The 17798-nt window shown below is 67.4% G+C and carries 19 protein-coding genes and 1 pseudogene; 12 read left to right on the top strand and 8 right to left on the bottom strand.

All coding sequences use genetic code 11. The features are described from left to right. Nucleotides 1-35: 35 nt before the first annotated feature. From ACFVWG_RS18565 to ACFVWG_RS18575, 3 genes are all read right to left on the bottom strand, one after another. Nucleotides 36-1007 (bottom strand): Acg family FMN-binding oxidoreductase, encoded by a 972-nt coding sequence (locus ACFVWG_RS18565; RefSeq protein WP_391544529.1) that lies wholly within the window; start codon nt 1005-1007, stop codon nt 36-38. A 93-nt stretch (nt 1008-1100) separates the two neighbouring features. Next, entirely contained in the window at nt 1101-2843 is a 1743-nt protein-coding gene (locus tag ACFVWG_RS18570) for a GAF domain-containing protein (RefSeq protein ID WP_391544530.1), read from the bottom strand. 19 nt (nt 2844-2862) lie between these two features. Continuing rightward, nucleotides 2863-3348, bottom strand: coding sequence for a pyridoxamine 5'-phosphate oxidase family protein (locus tag ACFVWG_RS18575; protein ID WP_391544531.1), 486 nt, complete (start codon nt 3346-3348; stop codon nt 2863-2865). 104 nt (nt 3349-3452) lie between these two features. On the opposite strand from ACFVWG_RS18575, the gene ACFVWG_RS18580 reads away from it, so the two are divergent. The 3 genes from ACFVWG_RS18580 (at nt 3453) to ACFVWG_RS18590 (ending at nt 6662) form a co-directional block, all read left to right on the top strand. Further along, nucleotides 3453-5132: a SulP family inorganic anion transporter gene (locus ACFVWG_RS18580; RefSeq protein WP_391544532.1), complete on the top strand. Its 1680-nt coding sequence runs from the start codon at nt 3453-3455 to the stop codon at nt 5130-5132. 226 nt (nt 5133-5358) lie between these two features. Beyond that, on the top strand, nt 5359-5610 hold the full coding sequence (locus tag ACFVWG_RS18585; protein ID WP_391544533.1) for a hypothetical protein: 252 nt from the start codon (nt 5359-5361) through the stop codon (nt 5608-5610). A gap of 332 nt (nt 5611-5942) precedes the next feature. After that, nucleotides 5943-6662, top strand: coding sequence for a DUF4389 domain-containing protein (locus tag ACFVWG_RS18590; RefSeq protein WP_391544534.1), 720 nt, complete (start codon nt 5943-5945; stop codon nt 6660-6662). 21 nt (nt 6663-6683) lie between these two features. Here the strand turns inward: ACFVWG_RS18590 and ACFVWG_RS18595 are convergent, their stop codons facing one another. Then, nucleotides 6684-7976 carry a glycosyltransferase gene (locus ACFVWG_RS18595; protein WP_391544535.1) on the bottom strand — a complete coding sequence of 431 codons (1293 nt, stop codon included), beginning with the start codon at nt 7974-7976 and terminating at the stop codon, nt 6684-6686. Then, nucleotides 7973-10192 carry a glycoside hydrolase domain-containing protein gene (locus ACFVWG_RS18600; RefSeq protein WP_391544536.1) on the bottom strand — a complete coding sequence of 740 codons (2220 nt, stop codon included), beginning with the start codon at nt 10190-10192 and terminating at the stop codon, nt 7973-7975. Before ACFVWG_RS18600 ends, ACFVWG_RS18595 begins: the two co-directional genes overlap by 4 nt. Before the next feature lie 355 nt (nt 10193-10547). On the opposite strand from ACFVWG_RS18600, the gene ACFVWG_RS18605 reads away from it, so the two are divergent. The 3 genes and pseudogenes from ACFVWG_RS18605 to ACFVWG_RS18615 all read left to right on the top strand — a co-directional run. Then, on the top strand, nt 10548-10952 hold the full coding sequence (locus ACFVWG_RS18605) for a DUF1003 domain-containing protein (RefSeq protein WP_391544537.1): 405 nt from the start codon (nt 10548-10550) through the stop codon (nt 10950-10952). Nucleotides 10953-11063: 111 nt separating this feature from the next. Beyond that, a complete protein-coding gene (locus ACFVWG_RS18610; RefSeq protein WP_391544538.1) occupies nt 11064-11525 on the top strand; it encodes a hypothetical protein in 462 nt (153 codons plus the stop codon). A gap of 229 nt (nt 11526-11754) precedes the next feature. Next, nucleotides 11755-12927, top strand: a pseudogene (locus ACFVWG_RS18615) (MFS transporter); the annotation flags it as partial. A gap of 263 nt (nt 12928-13190) precedes the next feature. On the opposite strand, the gene ACFVWG_RS18620 reads toward ACFVWG_RS18615, so the two are convergent. Further along, on the bottom strand, nt 13191-13400 hold the full coding sequence (locus ACFVWG_RS18620) for a CDGSH iron-sulfur domain-containing protein (protein ID WP_391544539.1): 210 nt from the start codon (nt 13398-13400) through the stop codon (nt 13191-13193). Between the two features lie 79 nt (nt 13401-13479). On the opposite strand from ACFVWG_RS18620, the gene ACFVWG_RS18625 reads away from it, so the two are divergent. Further along, nucleotides 13480-14451, top strand: coding sequence for an iron-containing redox enzyme family protein (locus tag ACFVWG_RS18625; RefSeq protein WP_391544540.1), 972 nt, complete (start codon nt 13480-13482; stop codon nt 14449-14451). Between the two features lie 6 nt (nt 14452-14457). Here the strand turns inward: ACFVWG_RS18625 and ACFVWG_RS18630 are convergent, their stop codons facing one another. Next, the gene (locus ACFVWG_RS18630) at nt 14458-14736 is read right to left on the bottom strand and encodes a hypothetical protein (RefSeq protein ID WP_391544541.1); all 279 of its coding nucleotides are present in this window, start codon (nt 14734-14736) and stop codon (nt 14458-14460) included. Nucleotides 14737-14950: 214 nt separating this feature from the next. On the opposite strand from ACFVWG_RS18630, the gene ACFVWG_RS18635 reads away from it, so the two are divergent. The 5 genes from ACFVWG_RS18635 (at nt 14951) to ACFVWG_RS18655 (ending at nt 17379) form a co-directional block, all read left to right on the top strand. After that, nucleotides 14951-15310: a VOC family protein gene (locus ACFVWG_RS18635; protein WP_391544542.1), complete on the top strand. Its 360-nt coding sequence runs from the start codon at nt 14951-14953 to the stop codon at nt 15308-15310. A gap of 67 nt (nt 15311-15377) precedes the next feature. Next, nucleotides 15378-15842 (top strand): RNHCP domain-containing protein, encoded by a 465-nt coding sequence (locus tag ACFVWG_RS18640; protein ID WP_391544543.1) that lies wholly within the window; start codon nt 15378-15380, stop codon nt 15840-15842. A 49-nt stretch (nt 15843-15891) separates the two neighbouring features. Further along, nucleotides 15892-16662: an SDR family NAD(P)-dependent oxidoreductase gene (locus tag ACFVWG_RS18645; protein ID WP_391544544.1), complete on the top strand. Its 771-nt coding sequence runs from the start codon at nt 15892-15894 to the stop codon at nt 16660-16662. Nucleotides 16663-16768: 106 nt separating this feature from the next. After that, on the top strand, nt 16769-17044 hold the full coding sequence (locus tag ACFVWG_RS18650) for a WhiB family transcriptional regulator (protein WP_391544545.1): 276 nt from the start codon (nt 16769-16771) through the stop codon (nt 17042-17044). A 134-nt stretch (nt 17045-17178) separates the two neighbouring features. Continuing rightward, entirely contained in the window at nt 17179-17379 is a 201-nt protein-coding gene (locus ACFVWG_RS18655) for a hypothetical protein (protein ID WP_391544546.1), read from the top strand. Nucleotide 17380: 1 nt separating this feature from the next. On the opposite strand, the gene ACFVWG_RS18660 is transcribed toward ACFVWG_RS18655, so the two are convergent. Continuing rightward, the gene (locus ACFVWG_RS18660) at nt 17381-17635 is read right to left on the bottom strand and encodes a hypothetical protein (RefSeq protein ID WP_391544547.1); all 255 of its coding nucleotides are present in this window, start codon (nt 17633-17635) and stop codon (nt 17381-17383) included. Nucleotides 17636-17798 lie beyond the last annotated feature (163 nt).

Raw genomic sequence — 17798 nt, forward strand, 5'->3', positions numbered from 1 at the left:
TGTGGCTAGGCCGTCGTCAGTGCCGAACGGCCCGGCTATTCAGGGTCCCTGGGAAGGAAGTCGGCGACCGGACGGCGACCGGTGCCGGTGGCTGCGTGGGCGTGCCCGAAGCGGATGATCATGTGGGCGTGGCCCGGCTCTCCGGTGAGGCGCTGGACCTTGCGGCGCAGATCGTCGTACTCGAGCGGTTGATTGAGGAACGAGGCGCTGACGTCTTCCCTGGTCGCGGTGAGCAGGATGCGTTCGAGCGCGACACCGGCAGCGACTTGGTCGGACGGCTCGTCGTGTTTGGTCGACAGAATGGCGAGCTGCGGTTGCCCTTCGAAGGCGGACGCCCCGCGCATCCGGTCGGCCGGGCTCGTGGCGAGGTCGCGGACCACCGCGGGATAGGTGGTAGAGCGCGGTCCAAGCGCCGAGCTCGGCACACCGTCTGTGGTGCGCGCGCCACCGACCCAATGCGCGCGCTCGGCGCTGCGGTGCCAGTCGTGGATCTCACGGAGATCGGTATCGAGGACCATGTCCCGTACGGCGTCGATGTCGGTGTCCGTGAGCCAGCTGAGTTCGGCACCCTCGGCGTACGCGGCGAGGATCAGAGCGACGCGGACGCGCTGGTTCACCGGTGCCGTTCCGGACGGGTTGCGGTCGGTATGACGCTTGGGAATCTCGGCGGCGAGGTCACGGAGTTCGGAGTTCGGGTGGCCGGCGGGCTCGACGACGATCCGGGCCAGCAGGTCCGGCTCTTCGGGGTACGGCGCAAGTCCGAACCAGGTGCCGTAGCCGAGGGCCTCGGCCGCGCAGCGCAGGTTGAACGTCGCCGCCCCGGTCGCGATCCGCATCGCGCGGCCGGTCGGGTCTTCTGCCGGTAACGTCCGGGAACCGTCGAGGTAGATGTCGATGACGTGGCCCTCGACGTCGAACCGCCACGGTTGGGTGTTGTGCATGCTCGGCGCCGCGATGGCGGCCTCGAGCAAAGCCTGGATGTGTTCGTCCGGAAGCTGATAGGTCATCGGGCACTCCTCCCACTGGTTCTGCTGTCTCAGCTTGGCCGGGAGGAGATGGGTGGCGCTGCGGGCAAGAGTCCCGAAGATGGGGGCCGTTGGTCAGTCGGTGGGTGCCCTGAGCTCGATGACGGTGCCGTGCGGCTCGTGGTCGGTGATGCTGACCGTGCCGCCGAGGGTCTCTGCCCGCTCGACCAGGTTGTGCAGGCCGCTGCGCCGGGCCGTGGCACCGATGCCGATGCCGTCGTCGGTGATGCGGGTGATGACGTGGCCGTCCTCGACCGCGACTTCGACGGTCACACTCGAGGCCTCTGCGTGGCGGACGATGTTGGACAGCGATTCTCGAATCGTGGCGAGGATCTGCGGGCGGACCACGGCCGGAACCATGGTGTCGATCGGTCCGGTGCAGATCAGCGTCGCCCGGAAGCCGAGCGGTTCGGCGTACTCGGCGACCAGGGCCTGGACATCGCCGCGCAAGGACCGTGCCTCGGGACCCTGCTGCAGCTCGAAGATCGCCGCGCGCAGGTCGCGAATCGTCGTGTCGATGTCGTCGACCGCGCGGCGGAGGCGGTCCTGGTGCTCAGGGCGGGCGAGCCGGTGCATCCCTTGCAGTTGGAGGCCGGTGGCGAACAGGCGCTGGATGACCAGGTCGTGCAGGTCGCGAGCGATCCGGTCGCGGTCCTCGAGAACAGCCAGCATGCCGCGGTCACGCTGTGCCTGGGCCCGCTCGAGGGCGAGTGTGGCCTGACCTGCGAACATCCGGACCAGATCGGCGCCGTCACTGACGCGGGTGTTGACGCCCTGCGGCGCGGCGACGACAAGCAGACCGCCGGTGCCGGTCGTGCCGGGTGGAAGCGGTGCGATGGTCGTCCGCCCGAGCCCGGCACCCTCGGGGAACTCGACGAGGCCGCCGGTGTCCTTGAGAAGGTCGGCCAGGTCGTCGAGGACGATCTGCTCGCTCCCTGCGGCGGCCCGGCCGATGACCGGTAGATCGAAGGGAATGCGGTGGCCGAGATAGTGCAGGAACTCGGCCGGGCCATCGACGGCGGCGACGACGAGCTGGTCGCCTTCCGCCAGCAGGACGGCGGCGGCCTGGGCGCCGGCGACTTCGCGCGACCGTTCGGCGATGAGCTGCAGGACCTGCTCGGGGTCGAACTCACCGAGCATGAGCTGGGTGATCTCGGCAGTGACTTCGTGCCAACGGCGGCGACGCTCGGTGTCGGCGTACAGGCGGGCGTTGTCGATGACCACGCCGGCGGCGGCCGCGAGGGCGGTCACCGCGCGCTCGTCGTCCTCGGTGAAGTCGGCGCCGCCGGTCTTCTCGGTCAGGTACAGGTTGCCGTAGGCGTGCTCGCGGGTCCCGATCGGGACGCCGAGGAAGCTCTTCATCGGTGGGTGGTTCGAGGGGAAGCCGTACGACCGCGGATGCTCGGCCAGATCGTGCATGCGCAGCGGCTCCGGGTGTTCGATGAGCAGGCCGAGGATGCCGTGGCCCTCGGGGTAGGGACCGATCGCGGCGATCTCCTCGTCGGTGACGCCGTGGGTGATGAACCTGACCAGTCGTTTGCCGTCGCGGCCGACCACGCCGAGAGCGCCGTACCGCGCACCGGCCAGCTCACAGGCGGCGCTGACGATCCGGTCGAGGGTGCTGTTCAGGTCGAGGTCCGCGCCGATGCCGACGACCGCGTCGAGCAGCGCTCGGAGCCGGTCCTGGTGGTCCATGATTTCGTTGACTCGTCCGAGGAGTTCCTGGAGCAGGGCATCGAGGCGTACCCGGGAGAGACCCGTGTATTCAAGAGCCCCCTCGTCCCAGGTCCCACGTCCGGAATGCGAAGCGTTGACCACGGCCCAACCGTACGGACAGTCACGGCTGTTGGGAACCATTGAGGTGCGGGCGCTGGGCCCAGGGGAGCAGCCGTCGGCCGTGCATCGACTCGATCCCGAGCCGGACGAGCTGCGGCGCGTCGATCGGGAGCCAGGAATGCAGCGGCAGCGCCTGCCGCAGCTCGGTTGCTTCCTCGCCGGTGACGATCGACAGATGGCCGATCGCTGTCACGGTCCAGCCGGTGTGCATCTCGAGGTCGACCTCGTCGGCCTCGAAGGCGACCACGTCACCGCGTTCGGCGGCCCGGAACTTGTCGCCCTGTCCGGTGCTGAACACGACGGTGTCCTCGTCGAGGACGAAGTTGACCAGACGGATCGCGGGCAGACCACCGTGGGTGTACACGAGGCGCCCCAGTGGCACGGAACGCAACAGGCCAAGGCAGCTCGACGGACTGAGAACCTCCAGTCGCGAGTGATCGAAGCGCGGTGCGGCGCTCGTCATGCTCGGTGCACTGTCGGAGGTCACACAGCAACCATCGCGCGGCGTGCCGATGCCGCAGTAGGGCCGAAAGTCCTTCCCTCGGGGAGACTATGAGCGGGTGGTAAACCTGCGAAGGGGGAGGGCAGCCGATGGCTGATCGGGCGTGGTCGATTCCCGGCCTGAGCGCGCTCCGGAGCTATCGGAGGCAGTGGCTGCGTGCCGATGTCGTCGCCGGGGTCACGGTGGCTGCCTACTTCGTGCCGCAGGTGATGGCGTACGCACAGTTGGCCGGGTTGCCCGCGGTGGCCGGCCTGTGGGCCGCTCTTGGGCCGTTGCTCCTCTACTTCCTGCTCGGTTCGTCGCGGCTGCTGTCGCTCGGGCCGGAGTCGACGACGGCGCTGATGACCGCGACGGCGATCGGGCCGCTGGCCGCTGGCGATCCGGCCCGGTACGCCGTACTGGCCGCCGTACTGGCGCTTCTGGTCGGAGTGGTCTGCGTGGCGGGATGGCTTGCCCGCTTGGGCTTTCTGGCGAATCTGCTCTCGAAGCCGGTGCTGGTCGGATACCTGGCCGGGATCGCGATCATCATGATGAGTGGGCAGCTCGGTCGTCTGACGGGTGCGCCGGTGCACGGTGACTCGCCCGTGACAGAGGTGGTCTCGGCGGTCCGGCTGATCAGTGAGTGGCGACCGGCGCCGGTGGTGCTGTCGATGGTCGCGTTGGTTCTGCTCCTGGGGATGGCGCGCTGGACGCCGCGTCTGCCTGGACCGTTGATCGTCGTGGCGTTGGCCGCTCTGGTGACGTGGCTTGGAGATCTCACCAGTCGGGGAGTGACGCTGGTCGGCAGTGTTCCGAGCGGGCTTCCCGTTCCGCACCTGCCGCAGTTCTCGATCGGCGACCTTGGCGTGCTGGCCCTGCCGGCCCTCGGCGTCGCATTGGTCGGCTACACCGACACTGTCCTCACCGGCCGCGCCTTCGCGAGTCGTGGGAAGGAGCAGGTCGATCCGGATCGGGAGTTGCTGGTGCTCGGTCTGGCCAACGTGTCGGTTGGTCTGGTGCGCGGCTTCCCGATCAGCAGCAGCGGCAGCCGCACCGCGCTGGCTGAGGCAGGTGGTGCGAAGAGCCAGGTGTACTCGTTGGTCGCGGCGGCCGTCATCGTGGCAACGCTGCTGTTCGCCGGGCCATTGCTGTCGACCTTTCCGATCCCTGCGCTGGGCGCCCTCGTCGTGTACGCCGCGATCCGGCTGATCGAGTTGCCGGAGTTCAGGCGCATCGCGCGGTTCCGCCGCAGCGAGTTCATCCTCGCGCTGGCGACGGCCGCCGGCGTTGTGGCCTTGGACGTCCTGTACGGCGTTCTGGTGGCAGTCGCGCTGTCGGTGCTCGATGTACTGCGCCGGGTCGCCCGTCCGCACGACGGCATCCTCGGCTACGTCCCCGGCATCGCAGGCATGCACGACATCGACGACTATCCCGATGCCCGGCCGGTCCCGGGGCTGGTCGTCTACCGCTACGACGCACCACTCTTCTTTGCCAACGCCGAAGACTTCCGCCACCGCGCCCTCGCCGCCGTCGACGAGTCCACCACGCCCGTGCGCTGGCTGCTGCTGAACACCGAGGCCAACGTCGAGATCGACATCACCGCCGTCGATGCCCTCGACGCGCTCCGCGAAGAACTCGCGAGCCGCGGCATCGTCCTGGCCCTCGCGCGGGTCAAACAAGACCTCCGCATCCACCTGGAGAGCACCGGCTTCCTCGACCGGATCGGTCCCGGGCGCGTCTTCTACACCCTTCCCACCGCCGTCGAGGCGTTCCGCGCCGACACCGCCTGACCGACGTACCGATTGTTGCGCAGAGCAACATCGTCGATGATTGCAGTGACATCTTTGATCGTTACACCTGGTGCGGAGGGCAGTTCCGGCGTACGGTTCTACCCCTATCGCGGCTTGCCCCGGACCCCGGCGCCGAAAGAACGACGACGCCCGGGGAGGGCTCTGTGCCTTTTGCGATGAGTCACTGTGGGGCTGTGGGCGTGTCCCGCTCCGCTTGGTCCCGGCCATGATTGAGGATGAGGACGCCACGATGGAGTCCTCATACCTGGATCGGCTCGGGTACTCGGAGCGCCTCGACGTCTGGCGGGCCGAAGAACTCACGGCTGCTTTGGGCGTGATCGACACGATCGCCGGTCAGAGCCGGCGACCGGCGGGCGAAGCCGCAGTCCTCGACATCCGTCTGCAGATCTACCGGCACCGACTGCGCCGCGAACTGGACCAGCGCGCCGCGGACCACGAGGTGCCGCCCGAGTTGTAACGCGTAGTTCGACGGCGCGTTCAAGCCGGCTTCCGTCCGCCGCACAGGCACGGCGCAAAGTGCGGCGGGCGGAAGCCTCCTCAAGCACCTCCACTACTGACAAGGCGACCTTTCAAGAGGTCCCTTCGACCGCGGAAGTCGGGACCTCTGGCCCTGCAACGGCCCGACGGATTCGCGTGTGATGGAGGTGACCGGGAGAGGCAGGCAACCGCGACGGTGGCAGATCCTCAGCTGTCCATCGCCGCAGGCGACGGCTGCTCCCGGTAGCCCGGTTGCGGTGCTGGAGGGGTCCGCAACCGGGTCAATGAACAACCCAATGGGAGACAGGTCTGATGACAACGTCCCTGGTGTACCCGGTGCATGTGAATGCGGCGGCGGATCCGCAATCGTCCAGATGGCTCTGGTTGGTCAAGTGGGTGCTGGTGATCCCGCACTACGTCGTACTGCTGTTCTTGTGGCTGGGCTTCATGATCAGCTCGGTGGTGGCGTTCTTCGCGATCCTGTTCACCGGCCGTTATCCGCGGGGGATCTTCAACTACAACGTCGGCGTACTGCGTTGGTCGTGGCGAGTGACGTATTACGCCTACGGGGCATTGGGCACCGACCAGTACCCGCCGTTCACGCTGGCCGAGGTCGAGGACTACCCCGCGCATCTGACGGTCGACTATCCCGAGCAGCTGTCCCGGGGACTCGTGCTGGTGAAGTGGTGGCTGCTCGCGATCCCGCACTACATCGTCGTCGGCGTGTTCGTCGGCGGGGGAGCGTGGGCGGCCGACCGATCGGACAACTGGCAATGGAATCTGGGCAGTAGCGGTGGCCTGGTCGGCATCCTGGTCATCATCGCCGCCGTCATCCTCGCGTTCACCGGCGCCTATCCGCGACCGCTGTACGACCTGATCCTTGGCATGAACCGCTGGGCGCTCCGAGTCGCGGGGTATGCGGCGTTGATGACCGACGAGTACCCGCCGTTCCGGCTCGACCAAGGCGGCGCCGACCCGGTCCTCGTCGTACCGCCGCTCTCAGACGCCCCCGGACCCGAGTCCGCGCGCTGAACCGCGCGCGGACCCGAGCGGTCAGGCGACGGGGACGGCGGCGGGCTGGGCCAGGGCGAAGAGGCGGTCGAAGACGTTGGCGCGGTCGAACTGGAGGGCGTGAGCCCGGGCGCGTTGTTCGGCTTCTGATCGCTGCTCGGGGGTCCAGTCGCAGACCACCTCGTCCATGACGGTGCGGAGGGTGGCGGGATCGCGTTGGGGGACTAGTTGGGCCGTGTCACCGACTGCTTCGGGGACGCCGCCGGTGGCGCAGGTGATGATGGGCCCGCCGCCGGCGAGTGCCTTCTCTACAAGGGCGATGCCGAAGGTCTCGACGAACTCGGGCTGCTCGCGGGTCGGCAGGACGAAGGCTGCGCTTCCCGCCATCAGGGCCGGCTTCTCGGCGTCGTCCACGTCGTTCAGGATGTGCACTCGGTCGGCCAGGCCCGATGCCGTCACCCTTGCCAGCACCTCGGCTTCTTGGGGGCCGCGGCCAGCGAGGACTAGTTGGACGCGCGAGGCTGAGCGGGAGCCGACATAGGCGTCGATCAGGTCGTCGACGCCCTTGGCCGAGGCGATGCGCGACAGGAAGAGGATGTAGCCGTCTCGGGTGAGGCCGCGGCGGGTGAGAGCTTCGGCGATCGTGTCCTCGGTGAGTGAGAGGTACGCCCAGGAGTCGACGGCGGGGTACGAGATGGTGATGCGCTCGCGGCACCGCTGCGCGAACGTCGTACCGTGCATGGCGTCGAGCGTTGCTGCCGAGGCCACGATCAGGTCCTTGGTGTACTCCGACACCGCGACGCAGTGGTCGGCTGCGAGATAGACCGACAGGATGTGTGCGGCTGCGCCGAAGCGGCCGGTGTTGACGCACTCGCGGACCACGTTGGTGATGTCGGAGCCGACCGCCTCGACGATCGTGGTGACGCGAGCCGGCCCGATCTGGCGCGCGACCTGAACGGCCTCCTGTACGGCGATTGCGTGCGGGCTGAGGTAGAGCGACATCGCTACCGTCGGTACGCCGTCACTGAACAGCTCGATCAACCGCCCGATGAGGCCGGACAAGTAACGGCCGTCCGGGACTCGGTAGTCGCCGACGGGGTCGGGGCGCTCCACGGTGATACCGGGGCTGTAGGGCAGTACGCCGTCGAGAGGCTTCAGTGGGAGTCCGGCCGCCTCGAGCGCATTGAGCGGCCACGTGACGATCCGGACGTCGTCGAAGCCGCGGGTGAGGGCTACCTCGGCGAGGCATCGTGCCTCGCCCGAATGTCCGCAGATCACCGGGTCTGCGCGGACAACAAGAACCAGACGGCGGTTGGGTTTCGTTGGGATGTTCATGCCTCACCTCCAGTGGTGTGCAGCCGATCGGATGTGGACGGTGGTCTGACGTGGGTGCCCCAGCCCGAGGGCTTGGGGCCGAGTTCGATGTGCAGGTTGCGGATATGCCGCAGTTCGCGGCCGGAGATCCAGGGGCGTTCGAGGGTCTTGCCGTTCACCGCGATGGATTGGACGTAGGAGACCGGTCCGCCGGCCTCGACCGGTTCGAATCCTGAGGTGGTGATCGACAGGTCGCCGTCCGGCAGGTGGGTCACGGACTCCGCCACGGCCGGTGCACTCACCAGGAACAGGTTCTGACCGGCGACCGGGAACAGCCCGAGTGTTGCCCACACGTACCAAGCGGACAGTCCGCCGGAGTCGTCGTTGCCCGGCAATCCGCCGCGGCCGGTGCCGAACTGGTTGGCGATCGCCGCATGCACCACCTCGGCGGTCCGGTCGGGCCGGCCCGCGTAGTGATAGGACCACGGCGCCTCGTAGTCCGGTTCGTTGTTCAATCCCTCGAACCGGCACAGGTCGTACCCGGCGGCCATCTCGGTCACGCTCGGCCTCACACCCGGCTGGTTCACCGGTACGGCGTCGTACCCGAAGAACTTGTCGAGCAGCCCCACAAACGCTTCGTCGCCGCCGGCGAGCGCGATCCGGGCGCGCATGTCGTGGAGCAGCCGGAACGAGTAGTTCCACCGGCCGCCCTCGTAGAACGTCGAGTCGCGTAGCAGACCGGTGTTCGGGTCGTACGCCGCCCGCCAGCCCTGAGCGTGGTCGCGCATCTGCTGAGCCAGCGGCCGGTCACGCAGCTTGCGCGCGATCGCGGCGGTGCAGTGGTAGGCGTACGCCAGGTCGAGCGTGTGGCTGATCGGGTGTGCGACACCGTGCACGATGTAGTCCTCGCCGTACGTCCGGCGCAGGTCCATCTCCAGGTGCACCATCGCCCAGTCCCAGTCGATACCGGGCAGGTCCAGTTGGCACAGGTCGGCGAGGAAGGTGTGCGCGAGAGCGCTGCCCTGCCGGGAGAACCGGTCGGCGCCCTTCGCCATCCGGTAGCCGATCGGCAGGTTGCCCTCCTGCTCGCAGATCGACAGCAACGAGTTGGCCAGCGCGACCGAACGCTGCGGGAACAGCGTGGTCATCAACGGCAACTGGGTGCGATAGATGTCCCACATGGTGCAGATGTCGAACGCGTAAGGGCCTTCGGTGGTCGTCGACGGGCTCTCGTCGGGGGCGAAGCACGGCTTGACCAGCGAGTGATAGAGCGCCGTACCGAACACTGTTGCCTGGTCGTCGGACTCGGCCTTGATCTCGATCGTCCCGAGGTGGTCGCGCCAGGTGGATGCCGTGCGCTCGCACCGCTCGGCGAAGGTGGCCTGGGCTCGGCCGACGTCGGCGTGCAGGTTGTCGCGAGCCGCCTCGCAGCCACGCAGGGAGAACCCCAGGCGCACCTCGATGGTCTGCTCGGCACGCGACTGGCCCATGAACATCAGCCCGAACGGCCGCAACGTGGTCGGTCGGATGTAGTCGAAGTCGAGGCGGGTGCCTCCGGGCATCAGGCGCCGGTCGTACCACAGCAGCTGTCGCCAGCCGGGCGCGTCGACCTCCATGTGGACGGCCAGCGGCACCCCCTCGACGTGGATCTCGCCCTGAGCCACCCCCGGCGACAGCATCGCCAGGTGCGCCTTCAGCGGCACCGTCCGGCTGTGCGGGATGGCCAGGCCGCCGGTCGAGGCGTCGATGACAATCCGGGCCGCGTCATTCGCCGGGAAGGTATAGCGATGTACGGCGGACTTCGGGCCGACCGTTACCTCGCAGCGGATCCCCGAGCTCAGCGTCGCCGCGTAATACCCGGGCTCGGCCACCTCGTCCAGCAGGTCCCACGTCGTACCCAGGTCATCGAGCGGGCCGAGCATCGGCGTCACGCGGAAGTAGTTGTAGTACTTGCGGATCGCGCCGGTTCCGGACTGCTGGAAATGGGTGAAGCCGGACGCGACCGGGCGGTCGTACAACAGGTCGGGCACGCCCTCGGTGTTGAAGTTGTAGAGCCCGTAGCCGGTCGGGTAGGCCCCGGAGTACGGGCAGGCCGACACCATCCCGAACGGGTGCATGGCACCCGGATGGGTATTGCCGACCTGCGGCTTGGGCCACCACCACGTCGCGGCCAGGCCTTTCGGCGTGGGCAGTTCAGTGGCGCCGGTCCCGATGAACGGGTCAACGTGCTCGTACATGGGGGCTCACCCGCCTCGCGCGGCCGACGTGGGCTCTCAAGGTAAGAAGCGCATGTTTCAGCCGCGTGACCGAAGGAAACGCGCAGGTTACAACCCGGCGTACAACGCACGATCAGTAAGCGGGTCTTCTTGGCACACGCTGGATAGTCTGGCGGGATGTCCGGTGAGCGCAGTCTTCGCGTCGAGGTGGGGCGGCTGTGTCCGACTCGGGTTCACCGAGCAGAGCGTCGTACTGCGCGTTGCTCTCGATGACGCCTAGCGGAGCCTGAGGCGGTGGAGGAACAGGTCGTCGGTGGTCGTGCACCGCTACCGTCGCCTCAGAGGTGGTTCTCATCCGCGGTGTTTTGGAGGTTCTGTGACGACCGAGTTGACGAATGCTCGCCCGCATCATCCGGTGGTGCTGGCTCATGAGGCGCAGCGGGCTGCGAACGTGCAGGTACGGGTCGCGGATGCGATCACGGCCTTCGCCGGGTCGATGCAGTTCGTCTATGTGCATGTCGTGGTGTTCGCGGTCTGGATGTTGCTGATCGAGTCGAGTCCGTGGCCGACGTTGACGTTGATCGTGTCGCTCGAGGCGATCTTCTTGTCGACCTTCGTGATGATCGGGCAGAACCGGCAGGCGGCGTTTCAGCAGGAGAAGGCCGACCATGACTTCAACGAGACCGAACTGGAGCTGAAGACCAATACCCAACTGACTCGCGAGATCCACGCGCTGACGGAGGAGCTGCATCGGCGGCTGGTGGACAACGCGAAGGAGTGACCGCGGATGTAACGCGGGGGAGCGATGGGGGGATAGTAGGGGTAGAGCGGTAACACGGTGAGCCGGGAAGCCTGGTCGGCAGCAGACTTCGTCGACCCCGGGAGGCTCCCAGTGCCCAGCTCTTCAACGGATGGATCGTGGCTCGAGCGGCTCGTGATGGCCACGCCGGCGGGCCGGTGGTCGACGCTTCAGTTGGTGTGGAGCCTGATCTGGATCGTCGGGATGTCGGGTCTGTCGATGGCTTTCGCGTACGACGATCTGGCGCTGAACGACCGTGCCGAGACCGTGCCCGCGCTGGTGATCCGGACGAACTACGACCAGCAGGGCGAATCGTTCAACGCGGAGCTCGGGGCGCCGTACCAGGGGGTGCGCGTCCTGGTGGAGGACATTCATCAGCGACCGGCGGCTGGTGACGTGCTGATGCTCGAGGTCGACCCGCAGAAGCCGGCCCGGGTTCGGGATCCGCAGGCGGCGGGTTGGCGTCTGCGGGACTTCGCATTCATCGCTCTCCTGCCGGTCGGGCTGGTCATCGGCTGGGCCCATGGGCGCCGGCGGTTGCGTGCGAGGGCATGAAATCTGTGCATTCGCAAGCCCGTCGGAAGGGCACGGAATTTCCTGATCCGCAAATCCACTAAAGGGCATAGTGAGCCCTTGAATGCAATGATTTAGGGCGCTTGACAATGCCGTGGACATTTCCTTATGGTCCCGTCGGTCGGATGTTTGCTGATCGAATCCAAAGGTGTTCATGACCTCGCTTGCACCCCTGCCGAAAGTCCGGCAGCAGTTGATTCTGTCCGTTCTGATGGTGTGTTCGTTGCTGATCTGGCTCGACAACACCGTCCTCAGTACGACGCTGGAGACCCTCGCCGACCCGGTCCGTGGGCTCGGTGCCAATCCCGGTCAGCTGCAGTGGGCGACCGGTTCGTACACGCTGGCGTTCGCCACGTTGATGTTCACGGCGGGCGCCTTGGGTGATCGCTTCGGTCACCGGACGGTGTTCTACGCCGGCTTGGTGATCTTCGCCGGGTCGTCGCTGTGGGCGGCGTACGCGACCGATGCGGGCCAGCTGATTGCGGCTCGGGCTGCGATGGGGGTGGGCAGCGCGTTGATCACGCCTGCCAACCTGGCGATCCTCATGTGGACTTTCACCGGCCCGGCGCGGGCTGCCGCGATCGGCATTTTCTCGACGTCGGCCGGGGTCGGAATGGCGGCCGGACCGGTGCTGGCGGGATTCCTGCTCGATCATTTCTGGTGGGGCTCGGTCTTCTTGATCAATGTCCCGGTCGCGGCTCTGGCGTTGGTCGGGCTCGCCGTACTGGTTCCGAATTTCCGCAGCCCCACTCGGCGGCCCCTGGACCCCGCTGGAATGTTGCTCTCGATCAGCGGGCTCGTGGCGTTGGCCTACGGGCTGATCCGGGCAGGGCAAGTGGCCGATTGGAGCCGCACGGATGTCTGGGCGCCGATCGTCGCCGGCCTGGTTCTCCTGGCCGTCTTCGTCGGAGCCGAACTGCGCATCAAAATGCCCAGTTTCGATCCGCGACTCCTCGCGCAGCGCACGTTCGGCGGCGGCAACGTGGCGCTCGGATTGCTGCTCTTCGCCGTGGCCGCCATCACCTTCTACAACGCGTTCTACCTGCAAGGCGCGCTCGGGTTCTCGCCGATGCAGGCCGGTCTGGCCAATATCCCGACCGCGGTCGGCGCGCTCCTGGGGGCACCCCTCGGCTCGCGTCTGGTTCGCCGCCTGTCGCTGCGCCCAGTCGCCGTACCGGCGTTGACCGTGGCTGCGCTGACCATGGGCGGGTACGGGCTGCTCGGTCTGCAGACCCCGCTCGTCTGGATCGAGATCCTGATGCTCGTCCAGGGGCTCTCGATCGGCATGGTGATCGGCCCCGTCACGGCCGCGCTCATCAGTGACCTGCCGCTGGAACGGGCCGGTGCCGGATCCGCCGTCACCAACACCGTGCGGCAGACCGGCAGCGTGATCGGCATCGCGGTCGGCGGCACGATCATGTCGATCGTCTACCAACGCACGATCGAGCCGTCGCTCGCAGGTCTACCCGGTCCGGTGCAGGACCAGGCGCGAGTTTCGGCCGAACAGGCTCGCCACGTCGCGACCGCGATCCATCAACCAAACCTCGCTCAGGCTGCGGACCAGGCGTTCATCCACGCCATGCACGTCGGCGCGGTCTGGGTCGCGGTCGCCGCACTCCTCGGAGCAGTTGTCCTGCTGATGACACTTCAGCCGGTACGGCGGGACAGGAGCGAGTGGGTTCCGTCACAAAGGGGAGCGAGGGCGGAGCGCCCGCAGCGGCAGAGCGCGACGGTACGGCGTTCAGTATCGACCGGCTCACCGTTGTCGTCGAGGAGTTCGAAGTCGCCTCGGATCAAGAGGGGACCGTTGGGGTAGGCGCGGATCACGGTGGCCGGATCCTCGGCGTTCGTCGTCATGACGCCCCGGTACCCAGGGCTCAAGCGGTTTCTGGCCCGGGTACCGGGGGCGGGCGTCCGATGGATCGAGGAGAGCTACATGCACGTACCACCCCCGCGGGGTCCACTGAGTGCCTGGCTGGCCGACAGGCTCGCGGGAGGCGACACCGAACCGATCGAGGTCCGGAGTTCCGCCACACCCTGGGCTGACGAGGATCTCCAGCTCGCGCTCTGGATCGCGTATGAGCTGCACTACCGAGGCTTCGACGACGCTGCCGTTGACGGTCAGTGGGATCCGGAGATCGTTGCCTTCCGCGCCCAGCTGGAGCGCCCGTGGACCACTTGGCTCGCGGTGAACTGCCGGGTCCTGCCAACGGATGCACCGGTCGCCGAACAGCTCCGCGAGCTGGTCGACGGCGATAACGGACCGAAGCTGTCGGCGTACTTACGGCGACACGCGACCCTGGAACAGTTCCGCGAGTTCGTGCTGAACCGGTCCGTCTATCAGCTGAAGGAGGCCGACCCGCACAGCTTCGGCATCCCGCGGCTCGACGGTGCCGCGAAGGCCGCGCTGGTCGAGATCCAGTCCGACGAGTACGGCGCCGGTCGCGCCGAGCGCATGCACGCCGAACTGTTCCGGACCACGATGCGCTGGCTCGGCCTGAATGATGCCTACGGCCACTATCTCCCCGCCGTACCGGCTGTCACGCTGGCGATCTCCAACGTGATGTCGCTGTTCGCGATGCACCAGCGCTGGACACCGGCGCTGCTCGGTCACCTGGCGGCCCTCGAGATGACCTCGACACTGCCCAACCGCCAGTACGCCGCCGGCGCGGCTCGCCTCGGCGCGACCGATGCCCAGTCCCGCTACTTCACTGAACACGTCGAGGCCGACGCGGTCCACGAACAGATCGCCGCTCACGACCTTTGTGGCAGCTACGTCCGCGAGCATCCGGCCGCGACCGGCGAGGTCCTGTTCGGGGCCGCCTGTTCGCTTGCCCTGGACAACTTGTTCGCCGAGCACCTGCTGACCAGCTGGAACGCCCCAGAGAGCGCTCTCCGCGCCGGGTGACGGCGGTCAAGAGATGACTTCGAGCGGCATCGGGCAGAGGGGTTCGGTTGCGACGTCGTCGAGGTCGTAGGCGACCAGTGGGCACCGGCGGCAGTACAGGAGGCCGTCGACGGGGTCGCTCACGAGTTCGTGGCCGTGGAGATGACCGGCGGCCGGGCAGACGCCCAGGCTCGGGTGGTCGAGCGGCGAACCGCAGCGCAGGCAGACCAAGCTGGCGTGGGGGCGGCCGGAGGGCGCCGTCTGCACCAGATCAACCACTTGATGGCCGCTGATCTCACCTGTCATCGGATGTCCCAGGTGCCCAGGAGCGGGCCCCTTCATGCACCCTCGGGACAGGGTCGTGATCAGTGCGGGAGGTTGCGGGTGTCAATGAGCTCCTGGGCGACGTCGCGCAGCTTGGTATCGGTGTCCTGCGAGTAGCAGCTCGTAGGGCACGCCGCCGAAACCCGGTGACCCAACCGGACGCAAAACGTCCGGATTGATGGGTAGCGTGCTGATCATGACGATCGCGATGTATCCCAGCTTTGTGATGGATTGTCCGAACCCGGCGGTGCTGGCGAGGTTCTACGGCGAGCTGCTCGGGTGGACGGTCAAAGCCGACGAGGACTGGGCGGAGGTCCGCCCGGAAGACGGCAGCAACTGCATCTGCTTCCAGGGCGTCAAGGACTTCAAGGCCCCGGCCTGGCCCGGCCAGGACACCCCGCAGCAGATGCACCTCGACGTGATGGTCCAAGACCTCGACGTCGCCGAGGCCGAGGTCCTGCAGATCGGAGCCACCAAGCCCGACCACCAACCCGGTACGACGTTCCGCGTCTTCCTCGACCCAGCCGGACACCCCTTCTGCCTCTGCGTCAGCTGACGTCGTTAATCAATTGACGCTGACGGGAGCCAAGGGTTTGCTGGGGTGACGTGCGCCGGGTGGGCCGGTGCGGACCGGAAGGAGGAGAGCAGATGTCTGTCTTGTCCAGTTGCTTTGCTCTGAAAGGTTCTTCGGTTTGGTATTCGCACGTTCGTTCAGCTGTGAACACTGCGGCGTAGAGGTTTCGCTCGACGCCCCTGGCACCACCCACCGCAATCATTGCCCGAGTTGCCTGTGGTCGCGGCACCTCGATCGCAATGTGCCCGGGGATCGCAAGGCCGACTGCGCCGGCGGGATGGAACCGATCGCGGTCACGGTCCGCGGCGAGGGTCGCTGGGTCCTCATTCACCGGTGCGCCAACTGTGGTCGCCTGCGCCTCAACAAGACCGCAGGCGACGACAACGTCCTGCTGCTGATGCGCCTGGCGGCCCTCCCACTGACCATGCCCTTCATCCCGTTCGCGGCCGAGCCTGCCCTCAACGGCGATCACCAGCCCGCTCGCAAGCCGCGAGCCCGCAAGGCCAAGGCCTGACCCGGCCAACGCCGGTCCGCCCAGCCAATGGACTGACGACAATGGTGCGATGAGCATCTTGGAGAAGTTCTCGTTGGCTGGGCGAACGGCGTTGGTGACAGGTGGGTATCGGGGGCTGGGGTTCGCGTTCGCGCGGGGGCTGGCCGAGGCGGGGGCCGATGTGGTGATCGGGGCCCGCGATCGGGAGGCCTCGGAGGCCGCGGCTGAGGTATTGGCGGGGGAGACCGGGCGGACTGTGGTGGGTGTCGGCCTTGATGTGAATGATCGGGAGTCAGGGCGGGCGGCGGTTGCGGCCGCGGTCGAGGCGACCGGGCGGTTCGACATCTTGGTGAACAACGCGGGCGCTTGCTTTCATCGGCCGGCGCTTGAGGTACCCGATGAGGAGTGGGACGAGGTGTTCGCGACCAACGTCGGTGGGTTGTGGAAGCTGAGTCAGTCAGCGGCATCGCACTTCAGGACGGTTGGCGGCGGGACGATCGTGAACGTCGGGTCGATCTCGGCGCAGATTGTGAACCGGCCGCAGTGGCAGCCGGCGTACAACGCGTCGAAGGCCGCGGTGCATCAGCTGACCAAGTCACTGGCGGCGGAGTGGGCTCCGCTGAACATCCGGGTGAACGCGGTGGCGCCGGGCTACACGAAGACGGAGATGGCGCCGGTGGACGAGCCGCGGTTCAAGGCGCGCTGGATCGATGATGCTCCGATGCAGCGGTACGCCGTACCGGAGGAGATCGCGCCGACCGTTCTGTTCCTCGCTTCGGATGCGTCGAGCTTCATGACCGGGTCGGTCGTCGTGATCGATGGCGGGTACACCTTGCACTGATTGCGCGCCGGAGTCGTCAGCGAGTGGTGGTACCTAACTGAGCCTCGGTTGTCACAGGCTGCGTGTGGTTGTGGTCTTACCTTCAGGAGCGATGGAGGAGACCGCGATGAGTAGCGAGACGGACCTGCGGGTTCGGGCAGCCGGCTGGATCCTGGCCGCCGCCTGCCGGGAAGAGGACCCGGAGTTGTTCTTCCCGATCGGTACGACGGGCCCGTCGCTCCGACAGGCCGAGGCGGCCAAGCGCGTCTGCGCCCGCTGCCCGGTCCAGGCCGACTGCCTGGAGTGGGCCCTCGAGACCGGCCAAGACGCAGGCATCTGGGGCGGCACAACCGACACCGAACGTCGCTTACTCAAGCGAACCCGGACCGCCACCACCGAGTAACCCTCGTTTCACCCCACCAAGCACGTGCAACTGAGCGTGAACCGCACACCCCGACCAGAGTTAGACGGTGGTGCAGGTCCACCCACGCCGGAGAACCACGCAATCCGGCGTATGACGCGGCGAGCGCCGGGACGATGTATCCGCTGTGGTCGCCGGAGATCCGGGAGATCGAGGCAGCGTTCGACGCGGCGGTGGTGCGCCGCTTCGGCTATGACCCCGAGCTGCTCCACACCTACCGCGCCATCCACCTACTGCTGATCGCGAACGCGCACGACGCGGACCCCTATGGGCGCGACGACGCGGTCGGGTTGGCGGCCGCGTTGCTCAATAGCTAGGTCAGTGTTCGTGCACGTGGTCGCCGTGCTGGAAGTGGCGGTGACCGTCGTGCAGATGGTCCTCGTGGTCGTCGTGCTGCACCGTCTCGCAACCGTCGCTGGCGGAATGGGTGCTGGCGTGGCCGGCGTGGACCAGCGCCTCGGGGTGCCGTTCGTCGCCGTGTACGTGGTCGACGTGGTCCTCGTGTTCGACGGTCTCGCAGCCGTCGTCCGGCAGGTGCTCGTGGTCGGTGACGTCGATGTGCGCGGTGGTCATCCAGGCTTCCCCTTCAGTAGGGGCGGAACGTTCACCAGCTTGCTCTCGCGCCGTACCGGAGCACAATCACCATCGTGTGTCGGATAGGTGTCACCCTGGGGGGGGGGGGGGGGGTTGCCCGCCCCCAGGAGGTTAGGGGGGGGGGGTCCGGGGCGAGCCGTTG

The sequence above is a fragment of the Kribbella sp. NPDC058245 genome, assembly GCF_042882005.1.
Classification (GTDB): domain Bacteria; phylum Actinomycetota; class Actinomycetes; order Propionibacteriales; family Kribbellaceae; genus Kribbella.

Coding starts and splice junctions, on each gene's coding strand:
- ACFVWG_RS18585 (WP_391544533.1), top strand. CDS start 5,359: ATGATTGAGGATGAGGACGCCACGATGGAGTCCTCATACCTGGATCGG.
- ACFVWG_RS18565 (WP_391544529.1), bottom strand. CDS start 1,007: ATGACCTATCAGCTTCCGGACGAACACATCCAGGCTTTGCTCGAGGCC.
- ACFVWG_RS18595 (WP_391544535.1), bottom strand. CDS start 7,976: ATGAACATCCCAACGAAACCCAACCGCCGTCTGGTTCTTGTTGTCCGC.
- ACFVWG_RS18590 (WP_391544534.1), top strand. CDS start 5,943: ATGACAACGTCCCTGGTGTACCCGGTGCATGTGAATGCGGCGGCGGAT.
- ACFVWG_RS18635 (WP_391544542.1), top strand. CDS start 14,951: ATGACGATCGCGATGTATCCCAGCTTTGTGATGGATTGTCCGAACCCG.
- ACFVWG_RS18645 (WP_391544544.1), top strand. CDS start 15,892: ATGAGCATCTTGGAGAAGTTCTCGTTGGCTGGGCGAACGGCGTTGGTG.
- ACFVWG_RS18650 (WP_391544545.1), top strand. CDS start 16,769: ATGAGTAGCGAGACGGACCTGCGGGTTCGGGCAGCCGGCTGGATCCTG.
- ACFVWG_RS18580 (WP_391544532.1), top strand. CDS start 3,453: ATGGCTGATCGGGCGTGGTCGATTCCCGGCCTGAGCGCGCTCCGGAGC.
- ACFVWG_RS18630 (WP_391544541.1), bottom strand. CDS start 14,736: ATGACAGGTGAGATCAGCGGCCATCAAGTGGTTGATCTGGTGCAGACG.
- ACFVWG_RS18620 (WP_391544539.1), bottom strand. CDS start 13,400: ATGACGACGAACGCCGAGGATCCGGCCACCGTGATCCGCGCCTACCCC.
- ACFVWG_RS18655 (WP_391544546.1), top strand. CDS start 17,179: ATGTATCCGCTGTGGTCGCCGGAGATCCGGGAGATCGAGGCAGCGTTC.
- ACFVWG_RS18660 (WP_391544547.1), bottom strand. CDS start 17,635: ATGACCACCGCGCACATCGACGTCACCGACCACGAGCACCTGCCGGAC.
- ACFVWG_RS18625 (WP_391544540.1), top strand. CDS start 13,480: ATGCACGTACCACCCCCGCGGGGTCCACTGAGTGCCTGGCTGGCCGAC.
- ACFVWG_RS18600 (WP_391544536.1), bottom strand. CDS start 10,192: ATGTACGAGCACGTTGACCCGTTCATCGGGACCGGCGCCACTGAACTG.